The organism is Streptomyces sp. NPDC005963 (genome assembly GCF_040638655.1).
GTDB lineage: Bacteria > Actinomycetota > Actinomycetes > Streptomycetales > Streptomycetaceae > Streptomyces.
The window spans coordinates 172515-194136 of record NZ_JBEXVD010000005.1; the positions used below are offsets into that span (position 1 = coordinate 172515).

The following is a 21622-nucleotide window of genomic DNA, read 5'->3' on the forward strand; positions in this document are numbered from 1 at the left end:
AAACTCCTGGGACGCGCTCGTTCACCAGTCGGTCGCTGCCCGCAGCAACCACTCGTGCGCCCGGGCGACCGGAGGAAGCGCCAGCGTCCCCGTCCTCACGACGAGGAAGTACGTCCGTAGCGGGGGTACCGGAGGGTCCAGCAACGCCACGAGGCGGCCCCGCTCCAAGGCGTCCTCACAGAGGTAGCGCGGCAGTACGGCGAGGCCGGCGCCGGCCGCTGCGCTCTCCAGGACGGCCCGGAGATCCGGCGCGATGACGGCGCCCGCGGCGGCCGGAGGGGAGTCGAAGACCGCGGACCAGTAGCGGGAAACCAGCGGGAGCGATTCATGGACCTCCACCACCGGCAGTTGCTCCAGCACCACATGACCGCGGCGTAACACCTCGGGGCCCAAGCGGGCCGCCCACCGGGGAGAGGCCACGAGGACGTGCTCCTCGTCACAGAGCGGAGTCGCGGTGAGGAGGCCACCGCGGGGCCGGGCGGTGGTGATGGCCAGATCATGGTGGCCGGCGGCCAGCCCTTCAAGGGTCTCCTCCGCATTCCCGAACGAGGCGCGCAGCGCCAGGCCCTGGGCGATCAACGGAGTGAGCGCGGGCAGCGCGCGCAGTGCTGTGAACTCGGGGAGGCCCGCCAGGTGCAGGGTCCGTACGCCGGACGTCTCGTCCAGTCCGGTCTCGGCGATCTCGACCAGGGCGTCCAGGTGGGGAGCCGCCCGATGGGCGAGTTCGTCCCCGATGGCGGTCGGTGTGACACCACGTGCCTGCCGGAGGAAGAGCGGACGGCCGAGTTGGCGTTCCAGGGTACGGATCTGGCCGGTCACTGCCGGCTGGGAGAGCCCCAGCAAAGCGGCGGCGCGGGTGAAGGAGCCCGCTCGATGGACGGTGACGAACGTGCGTAGCAACGCCAGATCCATGTCGAGCGCCCCTCTCGACCGACGATGCACACGGATCGGACAACTATAAATAAGTCGATAGGTCGCTGTCGTTACCGTGATTGGACACTGACGCAGAGTCAACTAGCCTTGGTCACGAGGTTCTTCGGGGGGATGAACCGGGGCGGTCCGAGCCACGAGGGGGGAGGTTCGGGCCGCCCACCACGGACCCGGGCCCATGTTGCTGACGGGCGGGTGCCCTCCTCGACCCGTCCGAAACCGTCCGGCGAACTGCGTCCGTACCCATGGGTGCCCCCGTTCTCACCGCCGAACCCCATCCGCGTGTGACCATCCCATGCAGCCTTTCCGTTCGGTCAGTGCGCACCGCTGCGCGTCAGAACGCTGACCGTTACGACAGGGGTGCCGTTGCCCGCCCGTCGAGCGCCTCATCCAGGGCCCGCAACACATCTGCCACCAGGTCCTCCGTGTCCTCCGCGCCCGCAGAGAGCCGCACGAAGCCCTCGGGTACCGCGTCCCCGCCCCAGCGCCCCCGGCGCTCCGCCGACGAGCGCACCCCGCCGAAGCTCGTGGCATCGTCCACGAGGCGCAGCGAGGCCAGGAACCGTTCCGCGTGGTCCCGGTCGGGCAGGACGAAGGAGACGATCCCGCCATAGCGCTTCATCTGGAGCGAAGCCACTGGATACGAGGGATCGGTGGGAAGGCCGGGATGGCGCAGTCCGACCACTTCGCCGCGCTCGTTCAGCGCCCGTGCCAGCGCCAGCGCGTTGGCGCAACTGCGCTCGATCCGCAGCTGGAGCGTGGCGAGCGAACGGTGTGCGAGCCATGCCTCCATCGGCCCGGGAATCGCGCCGACCACCTTGCGCCAACGTCGTACCCCCTCGATGAGGGCGGCATCACGGCAGCTCACATGGCCGAGGAGGAGATCGCCGTGGCCGGTCAGGCCCTTGGTGTCACTGGCGACCGAGAAGTCGGCGCCCAGTTCCAGCGGTCGCTGCCCCAGTGGGGTCGCCAGGGTGTTGTCGACGGCGACCAGCGCGCCCGCTCGGTGCGCGGCCTGTGCGATCCGGCGGATGTCGCACACGTCGAGCCCCGGATTGGAGGGGCTCTCGATCCAGAGGAGCCGCGCCCCGTCCAGCACCGACAGCTGGCGGTCCTCGCGGGTGGGAGCCGTTCGCACCTCGATCCCGTACGCCTCCAGTTGTTCCCGGACCAGGGGGAGCGCCTGGTAGCCGTCGCTGGGCAGTACGACCGCGTCCCCACTGCTGAGCTGGGAGAAGAGAACGGCCGAGATCGCCGCCATCCCCGATGCGAAGACCACGGTCTCCACCGGGACACCCGGAGCCTCCAGTTCTCCGATCGCTCGTTCCAGCAGGGTCCACGTGGGATTGGAGTCCCGTCCGTAGGTGTACGGTCCGGTCGGTTCACCCGGCAGGTGGTAGTGGGCGGCGAAGACCGGGCCCGGCAGGGTCGGCTCGTACTTCACCGGTTCGGGCAGTCCGGCCCGTACCGCTCTCGTCCCGTCTCCCGGGCCCTGTGCGCTGTTCATCGTGTGCGTTCGATCCTCGTCCGTGTTCGGTCGTGGTGCGGCCGGCAGACTGCGTTCGGTGCCGGTTCAGCCCTTGTCGGGCAGGGCGACGCTGAGTGCCCAGGAGACCACCGAGACGATCAGGCCGCCCAGTACGGCGGTCCAGAATCCGTCGACGTGGAAACTCAGGTCGAGCTTGTCGGCGAACCAGGAGGTCAGCAGCAGCATCAATGCGTTGACGACCAGCGTGATCAGTCCCAGTGTGAGGACGAACAGCGGCAGGGTCAGCAGTTGGACGATCGGCTTGACGACGGCGTTGACCAGCCCGAAGATCAGGGCGACCACGATCAGGGTCGTTGCCTTCTTGCCGGTGCTGTCACCGGTGAGTGTGATGTCCGAGAGCAACCAGATGGCTATGGCCAGGGCCACGGCATTGGCGATCGTCTTGACGAGAAGATTCATCATGCGTCTGATCGTGGCAGACGTGGTCGGATCGATGGCAGGGGCGGATAGACGATGAAGGCATTTCGACTGGACGAACTGGAGGTCGAGAGGGCCGCCAACGACGGCGCGTACCTCCAGTTCCTGCGCGAGCGGAACATGTCCGTCGGCCTCTATGCGCTCGACGCCGGCGATCTCGACCCACAGCTTCCCCACGGCGAGGACGAGGTCTACTTCGTCGTCAGCGGACGTGCGGCGATCACGGTCGGCATGGAGACGACCCAGGTCGGTCGCGGCAGCGTGGTCTATGTGCCGGCGGGGGTGCCGCACAAGTTCCACCACATCACCGAGGACCTGCGGGTGATGGTGGTCTTCTCTCCGCCCGAGAGCTGAGATCGCCCCCACGGCTCCCGCCGCGGACCTTAAGGGTCCGGTCAGGGGAGAGCAAGGGATGCGGGAGCCCCGCTCGACCCTTTCGTCCGCCTAGCATCGAAGGCAGAGGTCAGAAGGTTCAGGAGACGCCCCGTGGGACACCCGGGGCATCTGCCGGGCCGACGATGCACAGAGGAGAAAGAGGTAAGACGATGGCCGTGCGGGAGATCATCGCTGGACTGCCCTGGTGGGTGAAGTGGGTTGCCGTTCCCGTGGTCGTCCTGTTCGTCTTCGGGGGACTGATCGCCAACGTCCTCGGATTCGTGATCAGTCTGCTCTTCAATGTGCTGCTCTTCGTCGCCCTCGTCGCCGGACTCGTCTTCGTCGTACGGAAGTTCACCGGCTCCTCCCGTTCGCGCGGGGACTGGTAGTCGCTTCCGCCCGTTGTTAACCCGGCTGGGGGAACACCCCGCAAAGCCCAGGTCCCTCCAGCCTGACGGCCATTACAGTGGCAAGCCGTCCCCCGGCACCCGGATCGCCTCCCTCCAGGGAGGTTCCGGGGCGGCCGTGCGACGGGCGCGCGGGGGCGGCCCCCGCGGGCGGGCACGGCGCCCGTCACCATGCCTGGGGGTTGACCTATGGCCACAGCTCCGCACGCTGCCCCAACGCTGATCACTTCGGTGCAGCGGGCCCTTCGGCTGTTGGAGGCCGCCGCCTCCCATCGGGACGGTGCGCCCGCCAAACAACTGGCGAGGGAAGCGGGCATTCCCCTTCCCACCGCCTACCATCTGCTGCGCACCCTGACCCACGAGGGATATCTGCTCAGGGAGAAGGGCGTGTTCGTCCTCGGTGACGCGGTGGAACGCCTCGCGGTCGGCGGTGCCGTGCAGAATCGTCGCATCAAGCTTGAGGAGTCCCTCAACCACTGGCGTGACGTGCTGGGCGTCCCCGTCTACTTCGCCCAGTACCGCGAGGGCGAGATCGAGTTGGTCGCGTACGCGGACAGTCCCCATGCGCCGGCCGTCGCCGAGTGGGCGAACTTCCGGGAGACCGGGCACGCCCACGCCGTCGGGCAGTGCCTCCTGAGCCAACTCGACGACGCCGCACTCGGCGACCACCTCGACCGCCATCCCGTGCAACCCGTCACGCGGTACTCGGTCCCCGATCGCCGTGCACTCGTCGAGCGGCTCGCTGCGACGGGCCGTACGCAACCGGTGGTGGAGCGTCAGGAGTACGCCCTGGGCACGGTGTGCGCGGCCATCCCCCTGACGGTCGGGTCCGGTGCAGCCGCGATGGCCATTTCTCTACCCCTCCACCAAAAGGAACGCCTGCTCCCCGTGGTCGAACAGCTACGCAGCGGAGTCAGTGAGCTGCGCGACGCGCTGACCTTCTCTATCAGTATCTGAAAAATCACTCCTTGTAGTCCTCTAGCGTGTGCAGCACGATTACGGCAAGAGCGCCAGGGGGATCATTCCTGGCCGTTTTCGGCAGGCTTTCAGCGGGTTTCATTCACTGCGGGGTAGACGATGCGCGAGTCGGTCCAGGCCGAGGTCTTGATGAGTTTTCTTGTCTCCGAGGAGCTGTCGTTCCGGATTCCGGTGGAGCTCCGGTATGCGACGGACGATCCCTACGCTCTGCGGATGACCTTTCATCTGCCTGGAGACGCGCCTGTGACCTGGGTCTTCAGTAGGGATCTCCTACTGGACGGGGTGCTGGGTCCCAGCGGTGACGGTGATGTGCACATCGGCCCCACCGGCCCCGAGGAGTTGGCCGACATCGCCATTCGGCTCCAAGTGGGCGCGGACCGGGCCTTGTTCCACGTGAGCACGGCGCCGGTGGTGGCCTTCCTCGACCGCACCGACAAGTTGGTGCCACTGGGACAGGAGCGAACCTTCGGGGACTTCGAAGGGAATCTGGACAAGGCCCTCCAGGAGATCCTGGCCGAGGAGAACGCCGGCTGACGGCCTGTGGAGGGCGGCGGGGCACAGCGGAACCCCGACGCCTCCCCTTCGGGACCGCGCGTGCCCGACCCCGAAGGGTTGCCCGCCCCGGCTCCGGAACTACTTCTTGCGACGTCGTCCCTTGCCCCCGCGTCCCAAAGCCCCGCTTACGCCCTCGTTGCGCCGCCCTGTGGCCTCGGCCGTGCCGTCCCCGGCCGTGCGGGGAGCGCCCAGCCCGCCGGGAACACCGCCGCCCCTCTCCGTACCTCCGTCTCCGCCCGCTGCCGGGCGGTCGGATGAGACCACCAGGGCCGCGAGCGCCGTGGTTACCGGAACGGAGGCCACCAGACCGATCGATCCGATCAGTGTCCGGACGATCTCCTCCGCCACCAGTTCGCTGTTGGCGACGGTGCCCACACTGCTCTGGGCGATCGAGAAGAGCAGCAGGAGGGGCAGCGCCGCGCCCGCGTAGGCCAGCACCAGCGTGTTCACCACGGAGGCGATGTGGTCGCGCCCAATCCGGATCCCGGCGCGGTACAGCGCCCGGGGGCCCATTTTGGGATCCGCCTGGTGCAACTCCCAGACCGCTGACGTCTGGGTCACCGTGACGTCGTCGAGCACTCCGAGGGAGCCGATGATGACACCGGCCAGGAGGAGCCCGCTCATGTCGATGTGGGGGTACAGCCCGTGGATCAGACCGGTGTTGTCGTCCGTGTTGCCACTGAGGTGCGCCCAGCCGATGTAGAGCGATCCGAGCAGACCGATCAGCAGGAGCGAGATCAGGGTGCCGAGGACGGCGACCGACGTGCGGGCGGTCAACCCGTGGCACAGATAGAGGGCGACCAGCATGATCGCACTCGCCCCTACCACTGCGACGATCAGCGGATTGGACCCGGCCAGGATGGCGGGGAGGATGAACAGGGTGAGGACGGCGAAGGAGATGACCAGCGCAACCAGGGCCATCACCCCGCGCATCCGTCCCACGAGCACGACCGCGAGGGCGAAGATGCCGGCGAGCAGGGTCATCGGGAAGCTGCGGTTCACATCGATGACCGCGTACTGGAGATCGCGCGGAGCGTCCGGAGCGTACGCCACCACCACTTCTTGACCCTGCTCCAACTGCCGTGAGGCATCCGGCTGGATGACCTCGGTGAAGACGCGCCCCATGTCCTTGCCGCTGGTGATCTCGATCTTCGCCTTCTTGCACTGGCCCTGCTGGGAGTTGACCGCCTCCCGTCCTTCGGGGGTGCTGGTGTCTCCCGTCGGAGGCACCACGGCGACGTTGACGTCCTTGCAGTCGACCCGCTGCACGCTGGCCACCCTCGCCTGCTCGGTCTGTCGGTCGAACCCGACGCCGGTGCGTTCGTGACCGGGTGCGGAGCCGGGCCAGAGCATGACCAGTCCCACGACGACGGCCGTGGCGAAGGGAATCAACACGGCGGCGATCACCTTGCGGAGGTGCCGCGAGACGGGCATGGCGGGGCCGTGGCTGTGTGAGTGCCCGTGGGAGTGGCCGGACGGAGGGGCGGGGGAGGAGCGGCTCCGGGGGTGGTCGTGGCCTGAACCGTGGTCGTGCCCCGAACCGTGGTCGTGAGCGGACGGTTGGACGGGCGTGGACGGTTGGACGGGCGAGGGTGGCTGGACGGGCGCGGAGGTCCGCCCGGTGGTCTGGTGGGGCTCGTGGGAGTCCGACCAGTCCGGGAGCGGCGCGTCCGGTTGCCTGTGGTGGTGGCCCTGCGGATCAGGGACGTACGACGGGCCCCGGGAGGCGCCGTAACCGCCCTGGGCGGACGGGCGTTCGGAAACGTCCGCCGAGCTGTCGGCGGGGCCCGGGGGTTGGCCCTGCGGTTCGGGCCATGCGGGCATCGGCCGCTGACGCGGCGGGCCGGGATTCCGGGGGGATTCCGGGGTCTCCTGCGAGTGCTCCGTCGACTCCCGCGGCGGACGGTGGGACTCCGGAGAGAGCGGTCTCCACTGGGGATCGGGCCCTTGCTGGGGGTCGGACGGCGAAGAGGTCACCGACCGATCATCGCAAGAACGGCACGGGGCCTCTGTTCAGCGCGCCAGAAAGGGCGCTAGCGTGGTGGCACCTTTGCACACGCGGGAGCTCGGAGCACCGGGCTGAGAGGGCGCTGACCTCCGTAGAGCCGACTGGCCGCAGCCAGCACGGCAGTGACGGAAACCGCTGCGTCGACCGCCGAACCTGTTACCGGGTAATGCCGGCGTAGGGAGTAGGTCTCATGACCGTTCAGGATGCACGCACGCGCGCCGTCGACCAGGTCGGATCCACCGAGCCGGGCGACTCCATCGAATCCGCCGCGCCGGCCGGGCGGAAGCCGGGCTGGCACAAGGGGTACGTCGAGGGCTCGCGCCCCGACCTCCGGGTGCCCGTTCGACAGGTGCACCTCACCAACGGGAAGGACGTCACGCTGTACGACACGTCCGGCCCGTACACCGATCCCGTAGTCGACACCGACGTACGACGAGGACTGGCGCCGCTCCGGGAGAACTGGATCATCGCCCGGGGGGACACGGAGGAGTACGCGGGCCGGCCGGCCCGCCCCGAGGACGACGGACTCAAGCACACTTCGCCGCGCGGTGGGCTGAGGAATCTCGACGCGGTCTTCCCCGGTCGCCCGCGTCAGCCCCGCCGGGGGCGCGACGGGCAGCCGGTGACGCAACTCGCGTACGCGCGCCGCGGGGAGATCACTCCGGAGATGGAGTACGTCGCCATCCGCGAGAACGTTTCCCCCGAGGTCGTACGGGAGGAGATCGCCGCAGGTCGGGCGGTGCTGCCCGCCAACGTCAACCACCCGGAGATCGAGCCGATGATCATCGGCAAGCGGTTCCTGGTGAAGGTCAACGCTAACATCGGCAACTCCGCGGTCACCTCCTCCATCGAGGAGGAGGTGGACAAGATGACCTGGGCGACGCGTTGGGGCGCCGACACGGTCATGGACCTGTCCACCGGACGCAACATCCACACCACCCGGGAGTGGGTGCTCCGGAACTCCCCGGTACCGATCGGGACGGTTCCGCTCTACCAGGCCCTGGAGAAGGTCGACGGCCGGGCCGAGGAGCTGAACTGGGAGATCTACAAGGACACGGTCATCGAGCAGGCTGAGCAGGGCGTGGACTACATGACCGTCCACGCCGGGGTGCTGTTGCGGTACGTGCCCCTGACCGCGCGGCGCAAGACGGGCATCGTCTCCCGCGGCGGATCGATCATGGCTGCCTGGTGCCTGGCACACCACAAGGAATCGTTCCTCTACGAGAACTTCGAGGAACTGTGCGAGATCCTCGCCGCCTACGACGTCACCTACTCGCTCGGCGACGGTCTGCGGCCCGGGTCGATCGCCGACGCCAACGACGAGGCACAGTTCGCGGAGTTGCAGACCCTGGGCGAGCTCAACCGGATCGCCAAGCGGTTCCAGGTGCAGACGATGATCGAAGGCCCGGGTCACGTCCCCATGCACAAGATCAAGGAGAACATCGATCTGCAGCAGGAGGTCTGCGAGGAGGCCCCCTTCTACACGCTAGGTCCGCTCACGACCGATGTGGCGCCTGCCTATGACCACATCACCTCCGGAATCGGAGCGGCGATGATCGCTTGGTGGGGCACGGCGATGCTGTGTTACGTCACGCCCAAGGAGCATCTCGGTCTGCCGAATCGAGACGATGTGAAGACCGGGGTGATCACCTACAAGATCGCCGCACATGCCGCCGATCTCGCCAAGGGACATCCGGGTGCCCAGGAATGGGACGACGCGCTATCCGATGCCCGTTTTGAGTTCCGTTGGGAAGACCAGTTCAATTTGGCGCTCGATCCGGATACCGCAAGGGAGTTCCACGACGAGACGCTGCCGGCCGAACCGGCGAAGACCGCCCATTTCTGCTCCATGTGCGGCCCCAAGTTCTGCTCGATGAAGATCAGCCGCAGCATCAATGAGCAGTTCGGCGGCGATCAAGCACAAAAGACCGACGAGGAGGTCTCCGCGGGGATGCTCCAGAAGTCGAAGGAGTTCGCAGCCAGTGGCAATCGGGTGTATCTGCCCATGGCCGACTGATCGAACCGCGGGCTGACTCCGGCACGTACGGCACTGCTCGTCCGTGGGAGGACCATCCCGTGGGCTCGTGGGCTCGTGGGCTCGTGGGCTCGTGGGCTCGTGGCTCCTGGGCTCGTGGGCGGTGCCGGCCGGGGCGCCCGTTGCCGAACCGATCCTGGGCCCCCTGCCCGGAGCGTCTCCACGGGACCGGCCGTTTCACCGGCCCGTGGAGACGCCGGGCCCTGAGTCCGATGGTCCGCATCCCGCACGGACCATCGGAGCGGACGGTCAGTCCGGTTGGTGCTCCGGACCGCCGAAATCAGGGCTGGAGAAGTCGGGACTGGTGAAGGTGGGGCGCTGCCCCTTGGTCGCGCCTTCGCTGGGACTGGAGTAGTCCGGTCCGCTGTATCCCACCTTGGGGATGCGGCCCAGGGGGCGTGGCGGTGCGGTGGAGGCGGGGTCGGCGCTCGGATCGTTCAAGGTCGCCTGGAGGAAGGGCAGGATGCCGCGTTCCAGCAGGGCGTGGCGCCAGGCGTCCTTGGCGCGGGCCACCTCGTCGGGCAACTCGTCCGGCTCCTCTGCCGCCTGCACTTGGGTCGCCCCGTTGCGCAGGGCGGTCACCAGCAGTCCGATTCCGGCGGCGAGGGTGGCGACGGCCGCGAGCGCACCGAAGAACCAGCCGACGGACACCAGCGAGCGGGCGATGGTGGGAACGGGCTCCAGCATTCTGAGGCCGTAGCCGATCAGCAGGAAGATCACTGCTGCCGTGCCGGCGAGTACCGGGGCCAGTGCGCCGATCACCGCCGCGAGTCCTGCTCCCCGCTCGGCCGGCCCGTTCGGCGTCTGTGCGGAATCCCGGGCGAACGCCGAGGCCGCGGAGGCGCGCGTTTCCTCGCGGATTTTCACGTAGTGCTCGTACTCGGCCGCGGCGGCGCCGGTGATCGACGCCGTCGCGTTCAGGGCCATTGTGCGTAGTTGTGCTGCATTCAGTCGTTGCCCCAAGGCAGCGAGATCCGGTCGGTCTGGCGCATTGCGCAGTGCTTCTTCGAGGACCCGCTCGTATTCGGCACGGTCCTCGGTCAGCAGGTGCGGAGCGCTTTTCATCTGCATCCCCCGATGCTCCGTAGGGCCCGAATCGCCCGCTTTTGACGGACGGTTGGGCGGAAACGGAGGAGAGCCTGCTACGGATAAGCAGATGGTAGAGCGGTTACCGCACGGCGTGACAGGGGGTTTCGATAAATCTAGGGCGGCGCTTTGCTAATCGGGCAGGGGAAGTTGGACGACCAGTAGCTTTCCGGCCATGGTCACTCCGCCGTCCATGGCGATGGCGAGTCCGTCCGCGTACACATGGGGGCCGTCGATGACCGGGCGCTCGGGCTCTTCCCCGTCCTCGGTCCCGACCTCGCCCAGCAAGTAGGGGATGGGGCTGTGACCGTGCACGATGCGCTGGCCGCCGTACGCCGCGAGCAGGTCGCGCACGGCCTGGGCGCCTCCCTCGTCACGGAACGCGAACCGCTTGGTGAGCTTGCGGAAGAGGTCCCAGCACTCGTCGGCGTCATTGCGGGTGAGGATCTCGTGGACGGCTTCGTTGACGTCCTCGATGGTGGAGCCGTAGTCGAGGTAGGCCGTGGTGTCCGAGTGCATCAGCAGGTGCCGATCCTCTTCGACCACGGCGTCGAGCCGGGCCATCCACTGGACGTGGACGTCCTGGAGCCGGTCCATGTCGGCCTTCTGCCCGCCGTTGAGGAGCCAGGCGGCCTGGAAGGTGGCGGTGCCGGCGCCCGAGTTGACGGGGGTGTCGCCGAAGCGTTTGGCGCCCAGCAGGAGCAGCTCGTGGTTGCCCATGAGGGCCTTGCAGTAGCCGCCGGCCGCTGCGGCTTCGGCGGAGAGCCGCATCACCAGGTCGATGACGCCGATCCCGTCGGGGCCGCGGTCGGTGAAGTCGCCGAGGAACCAGAGGCGGGCGTTGCCCGCGGCCCAGCCGCCGTCGCCGTCGATCAGCCCCTGGGCGGTGAGTGCGTCGATCAGTTCGTCGAGGTATCCGTGGACGTCGCCGACGACATAGAGCGGCCCGAGGCCGTCGGACGTGGCCGCATCGCCCGATGTGGTCGGCATCTGGAGGGTGTCGTTCTCGGCAGTGCGCCGGATCACCGGGAGGTCGCGCTCGGTGGGGGTGTACCCCTCGGGGAGCTCGTCGTCGGGGACGGCGTTCCCGGGGTGGACGTCATGCGGATGCGACTGGTTCGGCTGCTGCTGGAGCGGCTCGGGTGCCGGCGGCTGGAGCGGGGCCGGTGTCGGGTGGGGCGCAGGAGGCTGCTCGGAGGCAACGGACCCCTGCGGCAGCTGTGACATGGGGTAACTCTGCGGTGCGTGGGGTGCCTCATGCTGTCGGGACACCTCAGGAATCTGCGCCGCATGCTGTGCTTCCGGCTGCGGAGCCGGCGCTGAGGCCGCGGGGGGCTGGGGCGCCGACGGGGGCTCCTGCTCCTCCGCGAGCTGCGACTGTACGGGCACCTGTGCATACGGTGGTACGCGGAAATCACGCAATGTCGCCGTCCGCACCACGGGTCCCTGACCGGCCCCCTGAGTCATCGACCCCTCCACCACCGTCGCGCCGCAGTTCACCTCTCGGCCCAGCCTGGTCAGGGTGGTCCGCGGTGTCGTGCGCCCATCATAGGAATGAGGTCCGCGCTCTGTGACGCACCAGGGGTGGTGAATCCGTCCCCACCCCTGACACGTCGGTTGTTTCGTCCTGATTGGGGAGTTCTATTCCGAAGAAGGCGAGCGGGGGGCACTCACCGTCGTTCGGGGGGAGCGGCGCTGCGAGGACGTCCGGACGATCAGTTCGGTCGGTATCACCTGCTCGACCGGCCGGTCCTCATCGATCCCCTCGATGGCGTCGATGAGCAGTTGGACGACTGCCGTGCCGATTCTGCGTGGCTTGAGCGAGAGGGTGGTGATCGGTGGTTCGGTGCTGGCGTAGACGGTTGACTCACTGCAACAGACCAGAAGAAGATCTTCGGGAACCCGCAGCCCGTAGCGGCGGGCGGCGGCGAGCAGGTCGGTGCCGTTGGGATCGAAGAGCCCGTACACGGCATCGGGGCGGTCGGGTCGGGCGAGCAGCCGATCGGCTGCGACGGCACCGGCACACGGGTCGTGTGCCGGGTAGGACTCGTACACGGGGTCCTGGCCCACCCGCTCGCACCAGTTCAGGTACGCGGTCGTGGAGAGGCGCGTGTACGTATCGGTGGTGGTGCCGGTCAGAAGTCCGATCCGGCGGGCGCCTGCGTCCGCCAGATGGTCGAGTAGGTCGAGTACGGCGGCTTCATGGTCGTTGTCCACCCAGGCGGTGACGGGCAACGTACCCGCCGGGCGTCCGTCCGAGACGACGGGCAGGCCCTGGCGGACCAGCTCGGTCACGACGGGATCGTGGTCCGATGGATCGATGACGACGGTGCCGTCGAGGGCGACGTTCGACCAGACGTCGTGACGAGAGGTGGCGGGGAGGATCACCAGTGCGTATCCGCGGGCCAGAGCTGCCGAGGTGGCGGCTCTCGCCATCTCGGCGAAGTACGCGAACTCCGTGAAGGTGAAAGGTTCATCCCCGTACGTCGTCACCGTCAGGCCGATGAGCCCCGACTTTCCGGTGCGTAGAGTGCGGGCCGCTGCCGATGGGCGATAGCCCAGTCGATCGGCGACCTCTCGGACATGTCTGCGGGTGGCGTCCGGTAGGCGCCCTTTTCCGTTGAGGGCGTCCGAGACAGTCGTGATGGAGACACCGGCTGCGGCGGCGACGTCTCGGATGCCCGCCCGACCTTGCCGGCTCCCCCGGCGGGATGTGTCCGTCCGGCTCACCTGGTGCTTCCCTGCTGCTGTCATGGCGAGCCGATAGTAGGGCTCGCGTGGGCGGTTGGACTGGTCGCATATTCAGTCGTTGACAGGCACGTTTATGCATGATCATAACGCATCAACTGCCTTGAAATGTAAGGAAGTTACACGTTGCGCCTGCGCCGTTTCGGGTGTCTTACGCTATTGACCTAGCGGGTGGTCGATGTTTCGAAGAGGTCTCAACTCACCTCTACGGGGGATGCGCGCCACGGAGTGAGCCACCGGCGTGCGCCAGGGAAGCGAGCGCTCCCCCCATTTCCGTACTTCACCCATACGCTCCGGGCCGGAATCCTCATAGGGTGAGGATCATTGGTTCCGGAGTATCCGAAATGCTGGTTCCGGAGTGTGGTCGCCGCGGTGACGGAAGGGCTGTTGCCCGCGGTGACGGACGGTCGAGGAGGACCTGCGGTGAGCGAGACGAGTCCCAAGCTGCGCGCCGAGTTGGACGGCATCCCCACCTACAAGCCGGGCAAGCCCGCCGCGGCCGGCGGACCGGCCGCGTACAAGCTGTCGTCCAATGAGAACCCCTATCCGCCGCTGCCGGGAGTGATGGAGACGGCGGTCGCCGCGGCGCAGGGCTTCAACCGCTATCCCGACATGGCCTGTACCGGTCTGATGAACGAGTTGGCGGACCGCTTCGCCGTACCCCTGGAGCATCTGGCCACCGGCACGGGGTCCGTGGGGGTCGCCCAGTCGTTGGTGCAGTCGACCTCGGGCCCTGGCGACGAGGTCATGTACGCCTGGCGGTCCTTCGAGGCGTACCCGATCATCACCCAGATCAGCGGTGCGACGTCGGTGCAGGTGCCGCTGACCCCGGGTGACGTGCACGATCTGGACGCGATGGCCGACGCCGTCAATGAACGAACCAGGTTGATCTTCGTCTGCAACCCCAACAATCCGACGGGTACGGTCGTTCGCCGCGCGGCGCTGGAACGGTTCTTGGACCGCGTGCCCTCCGATGTGCTGGTGGTCCTGGACGAGGCGTACCGGGAGTTCATCCGTGACGCCGATGTCCCGGACGGCATCGAGATCTATCGGGAGCGCCCCAATGTGGCGGTGCTCCGTACGTTCTCCAAGGCGTACGGGCTGGCCGGACTGCGGGTGGGATTCGCCATCGCACACGAGCCGGTGGCCGCGGCGCTCCGCAAGACCGCGGTTCCCTTCGGTGTGAGCCAGCTGGCGCAGGACGCGGCCGTGGCCTCGCTGCGGGCCGAGGACGAGTTGCTCGGGAGGGTCGGCTCGCTGGTCGCCGAGCGTGCCCGGGTCCACAAGACACTGGTCGAGCAGGGGTGGACCGTTCCGGAGACCCAGGCGAACTTCGTCTGGTTGCGGCTGGGGGACCGGACGGTCGACTTTGCAGCCGCGTGCGAGAAGGCCGGAGTGGTCGTGCGGCCGTTCGCGGGGGAGGGCGCGCGCATCACCATTGGCGAATGCGAGGCCAATGACCTCCTGCTCCGGGCGGCGGAGGAGTTCCGCAAGAGTCTCTAGTGCTGTGACCGGACGTGGGTCGGGTACCTCCCGGGCCTGCTTGCGGCCGGACGCCGGGCCTTACGTACCTGGATCTGCGCTCGTACCGGGTCCGTACGGAGTGGCCCGCCGCGACCCGGCGGTTCGGCGGGACCCTGCGGACCTCCGTGGCGCCGAGGGGCGGCGGTCTCGCCCTCGCTTCGATCGTGCTGCCCCGGACCGGCTTCTCCGGTCCGGGGCAGTTCGCTGTTCTGCGGAGTTCGCCGGAGATCGGCGCACAGGGGCGCGCTTCGATCGTGGAGGGCGGCATCGAGACGATCCGTCCCTGTGAGGTTGAGAACACAGCGCCAGATTTCTCTACCGTTATGTACCTATTTGCCGCTTCCTGAATGCGCGGCGTCCGCGGTCGATGCGCTGCGCACGCCAGCCCCGGGTCCTTCTCGGGCCCGGGGCCCTTCCCGCCCCTGAGGCGTATCGCCCCTCGTGAGGCCGTTCGACCCAGGCGCCCCAAGGGCTCCAATCGGGTGTCCGTATGAGGACCCGGGCCGGATTGTCGGGAAGGGCACCCCCGGTCATTGGTGCGGTTTTCGTATGAGTCATAATCCTTGTGAATGTGAACGCGTTCACAAGCGTGTCCTGTTCATCCCGCGATAGCTGGGATTAATCAGGCAAACTGCCGCACGACCTCGTCGATGTAAGGAGATGACGACGTGGACTTGGCTCTGGCGCCGGAGACGTTGGCGCGATGGCAGTTCGGCATCACGACCGTCTACCACTTTCTCTTCGTTCCCTTGACGATCTCCCTGGCCGCCCTCACCGCAGGGCTTCAGACCGCCTGGGTGAGGACCGAGAAGGAGAAGTACCTCAAGGCCACGAAGTTCTGGGGGAAGCTCTTCCTGATCAACATCGCCATGGGTGTCGTCACCGGCATCGTGCAGGAGTTCCAGTTCGGTATGAACTGGTCGGACTACTCCCGCTTCGTCGGCGACATCTTCGGCGCCCCGCTCGCCTTCGAAGCGCTGATCGCGTTCTTCTTCGAGTCCACCTTCATCGGGCTGTGGATCTTCGGTTGGGACAAGCTCCCGAAGAGGATCCATCTGGCCTGCATCTGGATGGTCTCGATCGGCACCATCCTGTCCGCGTACTTCATCCTGGCCGCCAACTCCTGGATGCAGCACCCGGTCGGCTACCGCATCAACGAAGAACGCGGCCGGGCCGAACTGACCGACTTCTGGCGTGTCCTCACCCAGGACACCGCCCTCGCTCAGTTCTTCCACACCATCACAGGGGCCTTCGTGGTCGGTGGCGCGTTCATGGTCGGCATCGCCGCCTACCACCTGGCACGCAAGAAGCACATTCCCGTGATGCGCACCTCGCTGCGCCTGGGACTGGTCACCCTGATCATTGCCGGAGTCTTCACCGCAATCAGTGGCGATGTCCTCGGCAAGGTCATGTTCCGGCAGCAGCCGATGAAGATGGCGGCGGCCGAGGCCCTGTGGGACGGAGAGGCGCCGGCTCCCTTCTCGATCTTCGCGTACGGAGATGTGGACGAGGGGCACAACAAGGTCGCCATAGAGATCCCGGGACTGCTGTCCTTCCTCGCCAACGGCGACTTCGACTCCTACGTCCCCGGCATCAACGACATCAACAAAGCCGAGCAGGAGAAGTTCGGCCCCGGCGACTACCGGCCCAACATCCCCGTGGCCTACTGGGGCTTCCGCTTGATGATCGGCTTCGGCATGGCGTCCGTCGCCGTCGGAGTTCTGGGGCTCTGGCTCACCCGTAAGCGGTTCCTCTTGCCCGAGGCGCTGAGGACCGGTGAGGACGAAGCGCCGCATCTGGTGCTGTTCTTCAAGAAGCCCCTCGGGGCGCGGTTCAGTAAGTGGTACTGGATGGTCGCGCTCTGGACCATGACCTTCCCGCTGATCGCGATGTCCTGGGGCTGGATCTTCACCGAGATGGGACGGCAGCCCTGGGTCGTGTACGGAGTTCTGCGGACCAAGGACGCGGTCTCCCCCGGTGTGTCCCAGGGCGAGGTCCTCACCTCCATGATCGGTTTCACCCTGCTCTACGCGATCCTCGCCGTCATCGAGGTCAAGTTGTTGGTCAAGTACGTCAAGCTCGGGCCGCCCGAGCTGACCGAGGCCGACCTCAACCCGCCCACCAAGATCGGCGGCGATGACCGTGACGCCGATCGTCCGATGGCCTTCTCGTACTGAGGCCCTGAGGAGCTGCTGAGGCATGGAACTCCACGACGTCTGGTTCGTCCTGATCGCCGTCCTTTGGATCGGCTACTTCTTCCTCGAAGGGTTTGACTTCGGGGTCGGTGTCCTCACCAAACTGCTGGCCCGCGATCGACGTGAGCGGCGGGTGCTGATCAACACCATCGGGCCCGTCTGGGACGGCAACGAGGTCTGGCTGCTGTCCGCGGGCGGTGCCACCTTCGCCGCCTTCCCGGAGTGGTACGCCACCCTCTTCTCCGGCTTCTATCTACCGCTGTTGATCATCCTGGTCTGTCTGATCGTCCGCGGTGTGTCCTTCGAGTACCGGCACAAGCGGCCGGAGGACCGCTGGCAGACCAACTGGGAGCACGCCATCTTCTGGTCCTCCCTGATCCCGGCCTTCCTCTGGGGCGTTGCCTTCGGCAACATCGTGCGAGGAGTCAAGATCGACGCCGATATGGAGTACGTGGGCAACTTCTTCGATCTGCTCAACCCGTACTCGCTGCTCGGCGGACTGGTGACGCTGACCCTCTTCACCTTCCACGGTGCGGTCTTCGTCGCACTGAAGACGGTCGGGGACATCAGGACCAGGGCGCGCGCCCTCGCTCTCAAACTGGGCCTCGCCACCGCCGTACTGGCACTCGGATTCCTGATCTGGACCCAGCTGAACCACGGCGACGGTACGAGCCTGGTGGCGATGGTCATTGCCGTGGTGGCGCTGGTGGCGGCCATCGGAGCGATCCAGAGGGGGCGCGAGGGCTGGTCGTTCGCCTTCTCCGGAGTGACGATCATCGCCGCGGTGGCGATGTTGTTCCTGACGCTGTTCCCGAACGTCATGCCCTCCACGCTGAACGACGCCTGGAGCCTGACCGTCACCAACGCTTCTTCGACTCCCTACACCCTCAAGATCATGACCTGGTGTGCGGGTATCGCCACCCCGGTCGTCCTGCTCTACCAGGGATGGACGTACTGGGTGTTCCGCAAGCGCATCGGTACGCACCACATCGCCGATGCCCACTAGTGGGGGATGTTTCACGTGAAACCGATCGATCCGCGTCTGCTCCGGTACGCCCGGGCCACCCGGCTCTTTCTTCTCGCAGTGGTGTTGTTGGGGCTCGTCGGGGCGGCGCTGGTCGTCGCCCAGGCGATGCTCATCGCCGAAGTGGTGGTCGGAGCCTTCCAGCAGGACCTTTCCGTCTCTGACCTGGCGACTCCGCTGCTTCTCCTGGCTGCGGTCGCCGTCGGTCGGGGGCTCGTGTCCTGGCTGACGGAGTTGGCGGCCCATCGGGCAAGCGCAGCCGTGAAATCGGAATTGCGGGGTCGCTTGCTGGCCCGGGCCGTGGAACTCGGCCCGGGCTGGCTCAGCCGGCAACGCACAGGGTCGCTGGCCGCTCTCGCCACCCGTGGTGTCGATGCACTGGACGACTATTTCTCGCGCTATCTGCCACAGCTGGGGCTCGCGGTCGTGGTTCCCCTCGCAGTGCTGGCACGCATCGTCACCGAGGACTGGGTTTCCGCCGCCATCATCGTGGTGACCCTGCCGCTGATCCCGATCTTCATGGTGCTGATCGGGATGGCGACCCAGACGCGGATGGATCGACAGTGGCGGCTGCTGTCCCGACTGTCGGGCCACTTCCTCGATGTGGTGGCAGGGCTGCCGACCCTCAAGATCTTCGGTCGGGCCAAGGCCCAGGCCGAGTCCATCCGATCCATCACTTCCGAGTACCGCCGGGCCACCGTGAGGACCCTGCGGATCGCCTTCATCTCCTCCTTCGCCTTGGAACTGCTCGCCACCCTGTCGGTCGCCCTGGTGGCCGTCACCATCGGTATGCGGTTGGTCCACGGCGATATGGACCTCTACACCGGACTGGTCATCCTGGTCCTGGCCCCCGAGGCATATCTACCGATCCGCATGGTGGGGACGCAGTACCACGCGGCTGCTGAGGGACTCTCGGCAGCCGAGGAGATCTTCGACGTCCTGGAAACGGACTCGGTGCGGTCCGGGCAGAACGACACCGGGAAGGTGCCCGCCCAGCCCCTGCGTGGACCGCTGGAATCCGGGGCGGCGGTGGATGTGGTCCCGGCTGTCGGTGCTGGTGTGCGATCCCTGGTGAAGGGCGTGGGGCCGGCCCAAGGCCGCGGAACGGCACCGCGGGTGGAGTTGGACGCGGTGACCGTACGCCATTCCGGGCGCAGCGAACCGTCCCTGGACTCGACCTCGCTCGACGTCGACAGCGGTGAGACCGTCGCCATCGTCGGGCCGAGCGGCATCGGGAAGTCCACGCTGCTCGATGTGGTGCTCGGATTCATGGAGCCCACGAAGGGTCGAGTGCGGATCGACGGCACCGACCTTCAGGACCTCGACCTCCGCCGTTGGCGCGAGCAGATCGCTTGGGTGCCCCAGAGCCCCTACTTCTTCGCGGGCACGATCGCCGAGAACGTACGACTCGCCCGCCCCGACGCCGATGACCGTGCTGTACGGGACGCCCTGCGGAATGCGGGGGCCGACGGTTTCGTGGCCGCGCTCCCCCAGGGGATCGAAACCGTGCTCGGGGAGGACGGCGCCGGCCTCTCGGCAGGTCAACGCCAGCGGCTCGCCCTGGCCAGGGCCTTCCTTGCGGACCGGCCCCTGCTGCTGCTCGACGAGCCCACGGCGGCGCTCGACGGGGAGACGGAAGCCGCCGTCGTGGATGCGGTGAGAAGGCTGGCGGTCGGTCGCACCGTGCTGCTGGTGGTGCATCGACCGGCTCTGCTCGCCGTGGCGGATCGGGTGGTCACCTTGACCCGTGGCGCCGAGCCCACCACTGAGGACCGCCGGACGGCAGCACCGATCAAGACCCTCGACACCCAGCCGACCAGCGGCGGGCCCGTGATCGGGGTCACCGACTGGGAGGCGCTGGGAGCATCCGCTGCCGACGACGGATATCGGCTCGCGGAGAGTTCAGGCCCCGGGGTCTCCGTCCTTACTCGGGTGCGCCAGGCCGCCGGTCGACAGCGCGGGCGCTTCGGTTTCGCACTGGTCCTCGGCAGTCTTGCCCTCGGGTCGGCTGTGGGGCTGATGGCCGTCTCCGGCTGGCTCATCTCGCGGGCGTCAGAACAGCCCCCCGTGCTCTATCTGATGATGGCCGTGACGGCGACCCGTGCCTTCGGAATCGGACGGGCCGTCTTCCGGTACGCCGAGCGGCTCATCTCGCACGACGCCGTGCTGCGGATGCTCGCCGAACTGCGGATCTCGGTTTACCGGAGGTTGGAGCTGATCGCTCCGGCCGGACTGCGGCGCAGCCGTCGTGGTGATCTCCTGTCCCGTCTGGTCACGGATGTGGATGCCCTCCAGGACTACTGGCTGCGCTGGTTGCTGCCCGTCGGATCCGCGGTCGTCGTCTGCGCCGCGTCGGTGGGCTTCACCGCGTGGTTGGTGCCGGAAGCGGGAGCGGCCCTGGCCGTGGGTCTTCTCTTCGCGGGCCTCGCGGTGCCGCTGCTCAGCGGATTGATCGCACGGCGGGCGGAACGGCAACTCGCCCCGGTGCGCGGGGCGCTGGCCACCCGGGTAGTGGACCTCCTGCGCGGCACCGCCGAACTGACCGTCGCCGGTGCCGTGGACGCCAGACTCGCTGCGGTGCGGGACGTCGACCGGAAGCTCACCCGGATCGCTTCGCGCGGAGCGGCGGCCACCGCCGTCGGCGGTGGGCTCTCCACACTGGCCTGCGGACTGACCGTCGTCGTGGCCGCGATGGCGGGCGTACGGGCGGTCGGCGACGGCTCGCTCAGCGGAGTGGCCCTGGCGGTGGTCGTCCTCACTCCGCTCGCCGCGTTCGAAGCGGTGACCGGACTGCCGCTCGCCGTGCAGTACCGCCAGCGCATCAAGCGCAGTGCCGAGCGGGTCTACGAGGTGCTGGACGCCCCCGTACCCGTGGCGGAACCGTCCTCCCCCGCGCAGGCTCCGACGACCCCCTTCCCCCTCGAAGTGCGCGGCCTCAGGGCACGGTACGCGGACGGGGACCGGCCGGCGGTCGACGGGCTCGATCTGACCCTCACACCGGGCAAGCGGATCGCCGTCGTGGGCCCCTCGGGGTCGGGCAAGACCACGCTCGCTCAACTCCTGCTCCGATTCCTGGATCCGGAGGAGGGGACGTACACCCTGGGCGGTGTCGTCGCCGCGACGCTCGAAGGGGACGACGTCCGACGGCTGGTGGGGCTGTGTGCGCAGGACGCGCACGTCTTCGACAGTTCCGTACGCGAGAACCTCCGGCTCGCGCGCACCGACGCCAACGACGACGAACTGCGTCAGGCACTGGCGCAGGCGCGGCTGCTGGAGTGGGTCGACGCACTGCCCCAGGGGCTCGGCACCCTGGTGGGCGAGCACGGCGCACAGCTCTCGGGGGGCCAGCGTCAGCGCCTGGCGTTGGCGAGGGCGCTGCTGGCGGACTTCCCGGTACTGGTGCTCGACGAGCCCGCCGAGCACCTCGACCTGGCGACCGCGGACGCGTTGACCGCGGATCTGCTGGCGGCGACCGAGGGCAGGACGGCACGCGGGGCAGCGACCGTACTGATCACCCATCGGCTGCGCGGGTTGGAAGAGGTCGACGAGATCGTCGTCCTGGAGGACGGGCGCGCGGTCCAGCGCGGGACCCATGCCGAGCTGATGGCGGTGGAGGGGCCGCTGCTGCGGATGTCGGAACGGGAGCGGGCCGCGGATCGGCTGGGGGCGCAACTCGTCACGGCCGGCGGCTGACGGGAAGGGGTGGGTGGCGTCATGCTCGTACCGGCACGGGTATGAGCATGACGCGGCCTCGATGGGCGGGGGCGCAGGGGTCGGCCCACGGCAGAGCC

The 21622-nt window shown here is 67.8% G+C and carries 16 protein-coding genes and 1 riboswitch; of the genes, 9 read left to right on the forward strand and 7 right to left on the reverse strand.

From position 1 onward, the window contains the following. Positions 1-21: 21 nt before the first annotated feature. The 3 genes from ABZ348_RS10345 to ABZ348_RS10355 form a co-directional block, all read right to left on the reverse strand. On the reverse strand, positions 22-912 hold the full coding sequence (locus ABZ348_RS10345; RefSeq protein ID WP_358931314.1) for a LysR family transcriptional regulator: 891 nt from the start codon (positions 910-912) through the stop codon (positions 22-24). A gap of 367 nt (positions 913-1279) precedes the next feature. Further along, positions 1280-2437 (reverse strand): cystathionine gamma-lyase, encoded by a 1158-nt coding sequence (locus ABZ348_RS10350; RefSeq protein ID WP_358931316.1) that lies wholly within the window; start codon positions 2435-2437, stop codon positions 1280-1282. 66 nt (positions 2438-2503) lie between these two features. After that, positions 2504-2881, reverse strand: coding sequence for a phage holin family protein (locus ABZ348_RS10355; RefSeq protein WP_358931318.1), 378 nt, complete (start codon positions 2879-2881; stop codon positions 2504-2506). Between the two features lie 51 nt (positions 2882-2932). Here ABZ348_RS10355 and ABZ348_RS10360 point away from each other — a divergent pair, with 51 nt between their 5' ends. The 4 genes from ABZ348_RS10360 (at position 2933) to ABZ348_RS10375 (ending at position 5190) form a co-directional block, all read left to right on the forward strand. Further along, positions 2933-3250, forward strand: a complete 318-nt coding sequence (locus ABZ348_RS10360; protein WP_358931320.1) for a cupin domain-containing protein — start codon at positions 2933-2935, stop codon at positions 3248-3250. A gap of 191 nt (positions 3251-3441) precedes the next feature. Beyond that, positions 3442-3660, forward strand: a complete 219-nt coding sequence (locus ABZ348_RS10365; protein ID WP_358931322.1) for a DUF5326 family protein — start codon at positions 3442-3444, stop codon at positions 3658-3660. Between the two features lie 207 nt (positions 3661-3867). Further along, positions 3868-4635 (forward strand): helix-turn-helix domain-containing protein, encoded by a 768-nt coding sequence (locus tag ABZ348_RS10370; protein ID WP_358931324.1) that lies wholly within the window; start codon positions 3868-3870, stop codon positions 4633-4635. 120 nt (positions 4636-4755) lie between these two features. Then, on the forward strand, positions 4756-5190 hold the full coding sequence (locus tag ABZ348_RS10375; protein ID WP_358931325.1) for an SsgA family sporulation/cell division regulator: 435 nt from the start codon (positions 4756-4758) through the stop codon (positions 5188-5190). 99 nt (positions 5191-5289) lie between these two features. Here ABZ348_RS10375 and ABZ348_RS10380 read toward each other — a convergent pair whose 3' ends face one another. Next, positions 5290-6645 (reverse strand): YibE/F family protein, encoded by a 1356-nt coding sequence (locus tag ABZ348_RS10380; protein WP_358931327.1) that lies wholly within the window; start codon positions 6643-6645, stop codon positions 5290-5292. 614 nt (positions 6646-7259) lie between these two features. Beyond that, positions 7260-7417: riboswitch (TPP riboswitch) on the forward strand. Here ABZ348_RS10380 and thiC point away from each other — a divergent pair. Next, complete coding sequence (thiC, locus tag ABZ348_RS10385; protein ID WP_358931329.1) at positions 7410-9236, forward strand: phosphomethylpyrimidine synthase ThiC; 1827 nt, start codon at positions 7410-7412, stop codon at positions 9234-9236. (Overlaps the previous riboswitch by 8 nt.) 267 nt (positions 9237-9503) lie before the next feature. Here thiC and ABZ348_RS10390 read toward each other — a convergent pair whose 3' ends face one another. From ABZ348_RS10390 to ABZ348_RS10400, 3 genes are all read right to left on the reverse strand, one after another. Beyond that, positions 9504-10325 carry a hypothetical protein gene (locus ABZ348_RS10390; RefSeq protein WP_358931331.1) on the reverse strand — a complete coding sequence of 274 codons (822 nt, stop codon included), beginning with the start codon at positions 10323-10325 and terminating at the stop codon, positions 9504-9506. 147 nt (positions 10326-10472) lie between these two features. Continuing rightward, positions 10473-11822: a metallophosphoesterase gene (locus tag ABZ348_RS10395; RefSeq protein WP_358931629.1), complete on the reverse strand. Its 1350-nt coding sequence runs from the start codon at positions 11820-11822 to the stop codon at positions 10473-10475. Positions 11823-11981: 159 nt separating this feature from the next. After that, on the reverse strand, positions 11982-13094 hold the full coding sequence (locus tag ABZ348_RS10400; protein ID WP_358931333.1) for a LacI family DNA-binding transcriptional regulator: 1113 nt from the start codon (positions 13092-13094) through the stop codon (positions 11982-11984). A gap of 417 nt (positions 13095-13511) precedes the next feature. Here ABZ348_RS10400 and hisC point away from each other — a divergent pair, with 417 nt between their 5' ends. The 4 genes from hisC to cydD all read left to right on the forward strand — a co-directional run bounded on the left by hisC (position 13512) and on the right by cydD (position 21524). Continuing rightward, the gene (gene hisC, locus ABZ348_RS10405) at positions 13512-14591 is read left to right on the forward strand and encodes a histidinol-phosphate transaminase (RefSeq protein WP_358931335.1); all 1080 of its coding nucleotides are present in this window, start codon (positions 13512-13514) and stop codon (positions 14589-14591) included. A gap of 689 nt (positions 14592-15280) precedes the next feature. Then, on the forward strand, positions 15281-16789 hold the full coding sequence (locus tag ABZ348_RS10410) for a cytochrome ubiquinol oxidase subunit I (RefSeq protein WP_358931337.1): 1509 nt from the start codon (positions 15281-15283) through the stop codon (positions 16787-16789). Between the two features lie 22 nt (positions 16790-16811). Next, entirely contained in the window at positions 16812-17813 is a 1002-nt protein-coding gene (gene cydB / locus ABZ348_RS10415; RefSeq protein ID WP_358931339.1) for a cytochrome d ubiquinol oxidase subunit II, read from the forward strand. A gap of 6 nt (positions 17814-17819) precedes the next feature. Next, on the forward strand, positions 17820-21524 hold the full coding sequence (cydD, locus tag ABZ348_RS10420) for a thiol reductant ABC exporter subunit CydD (RefSeq protein ID WP_358931341.1): 3705 nt from the start codon (positions 17820-17822) through the stop codon (positions 21522-21524). Positions 21525-21622: the final 98 nt, after the last annotated feature.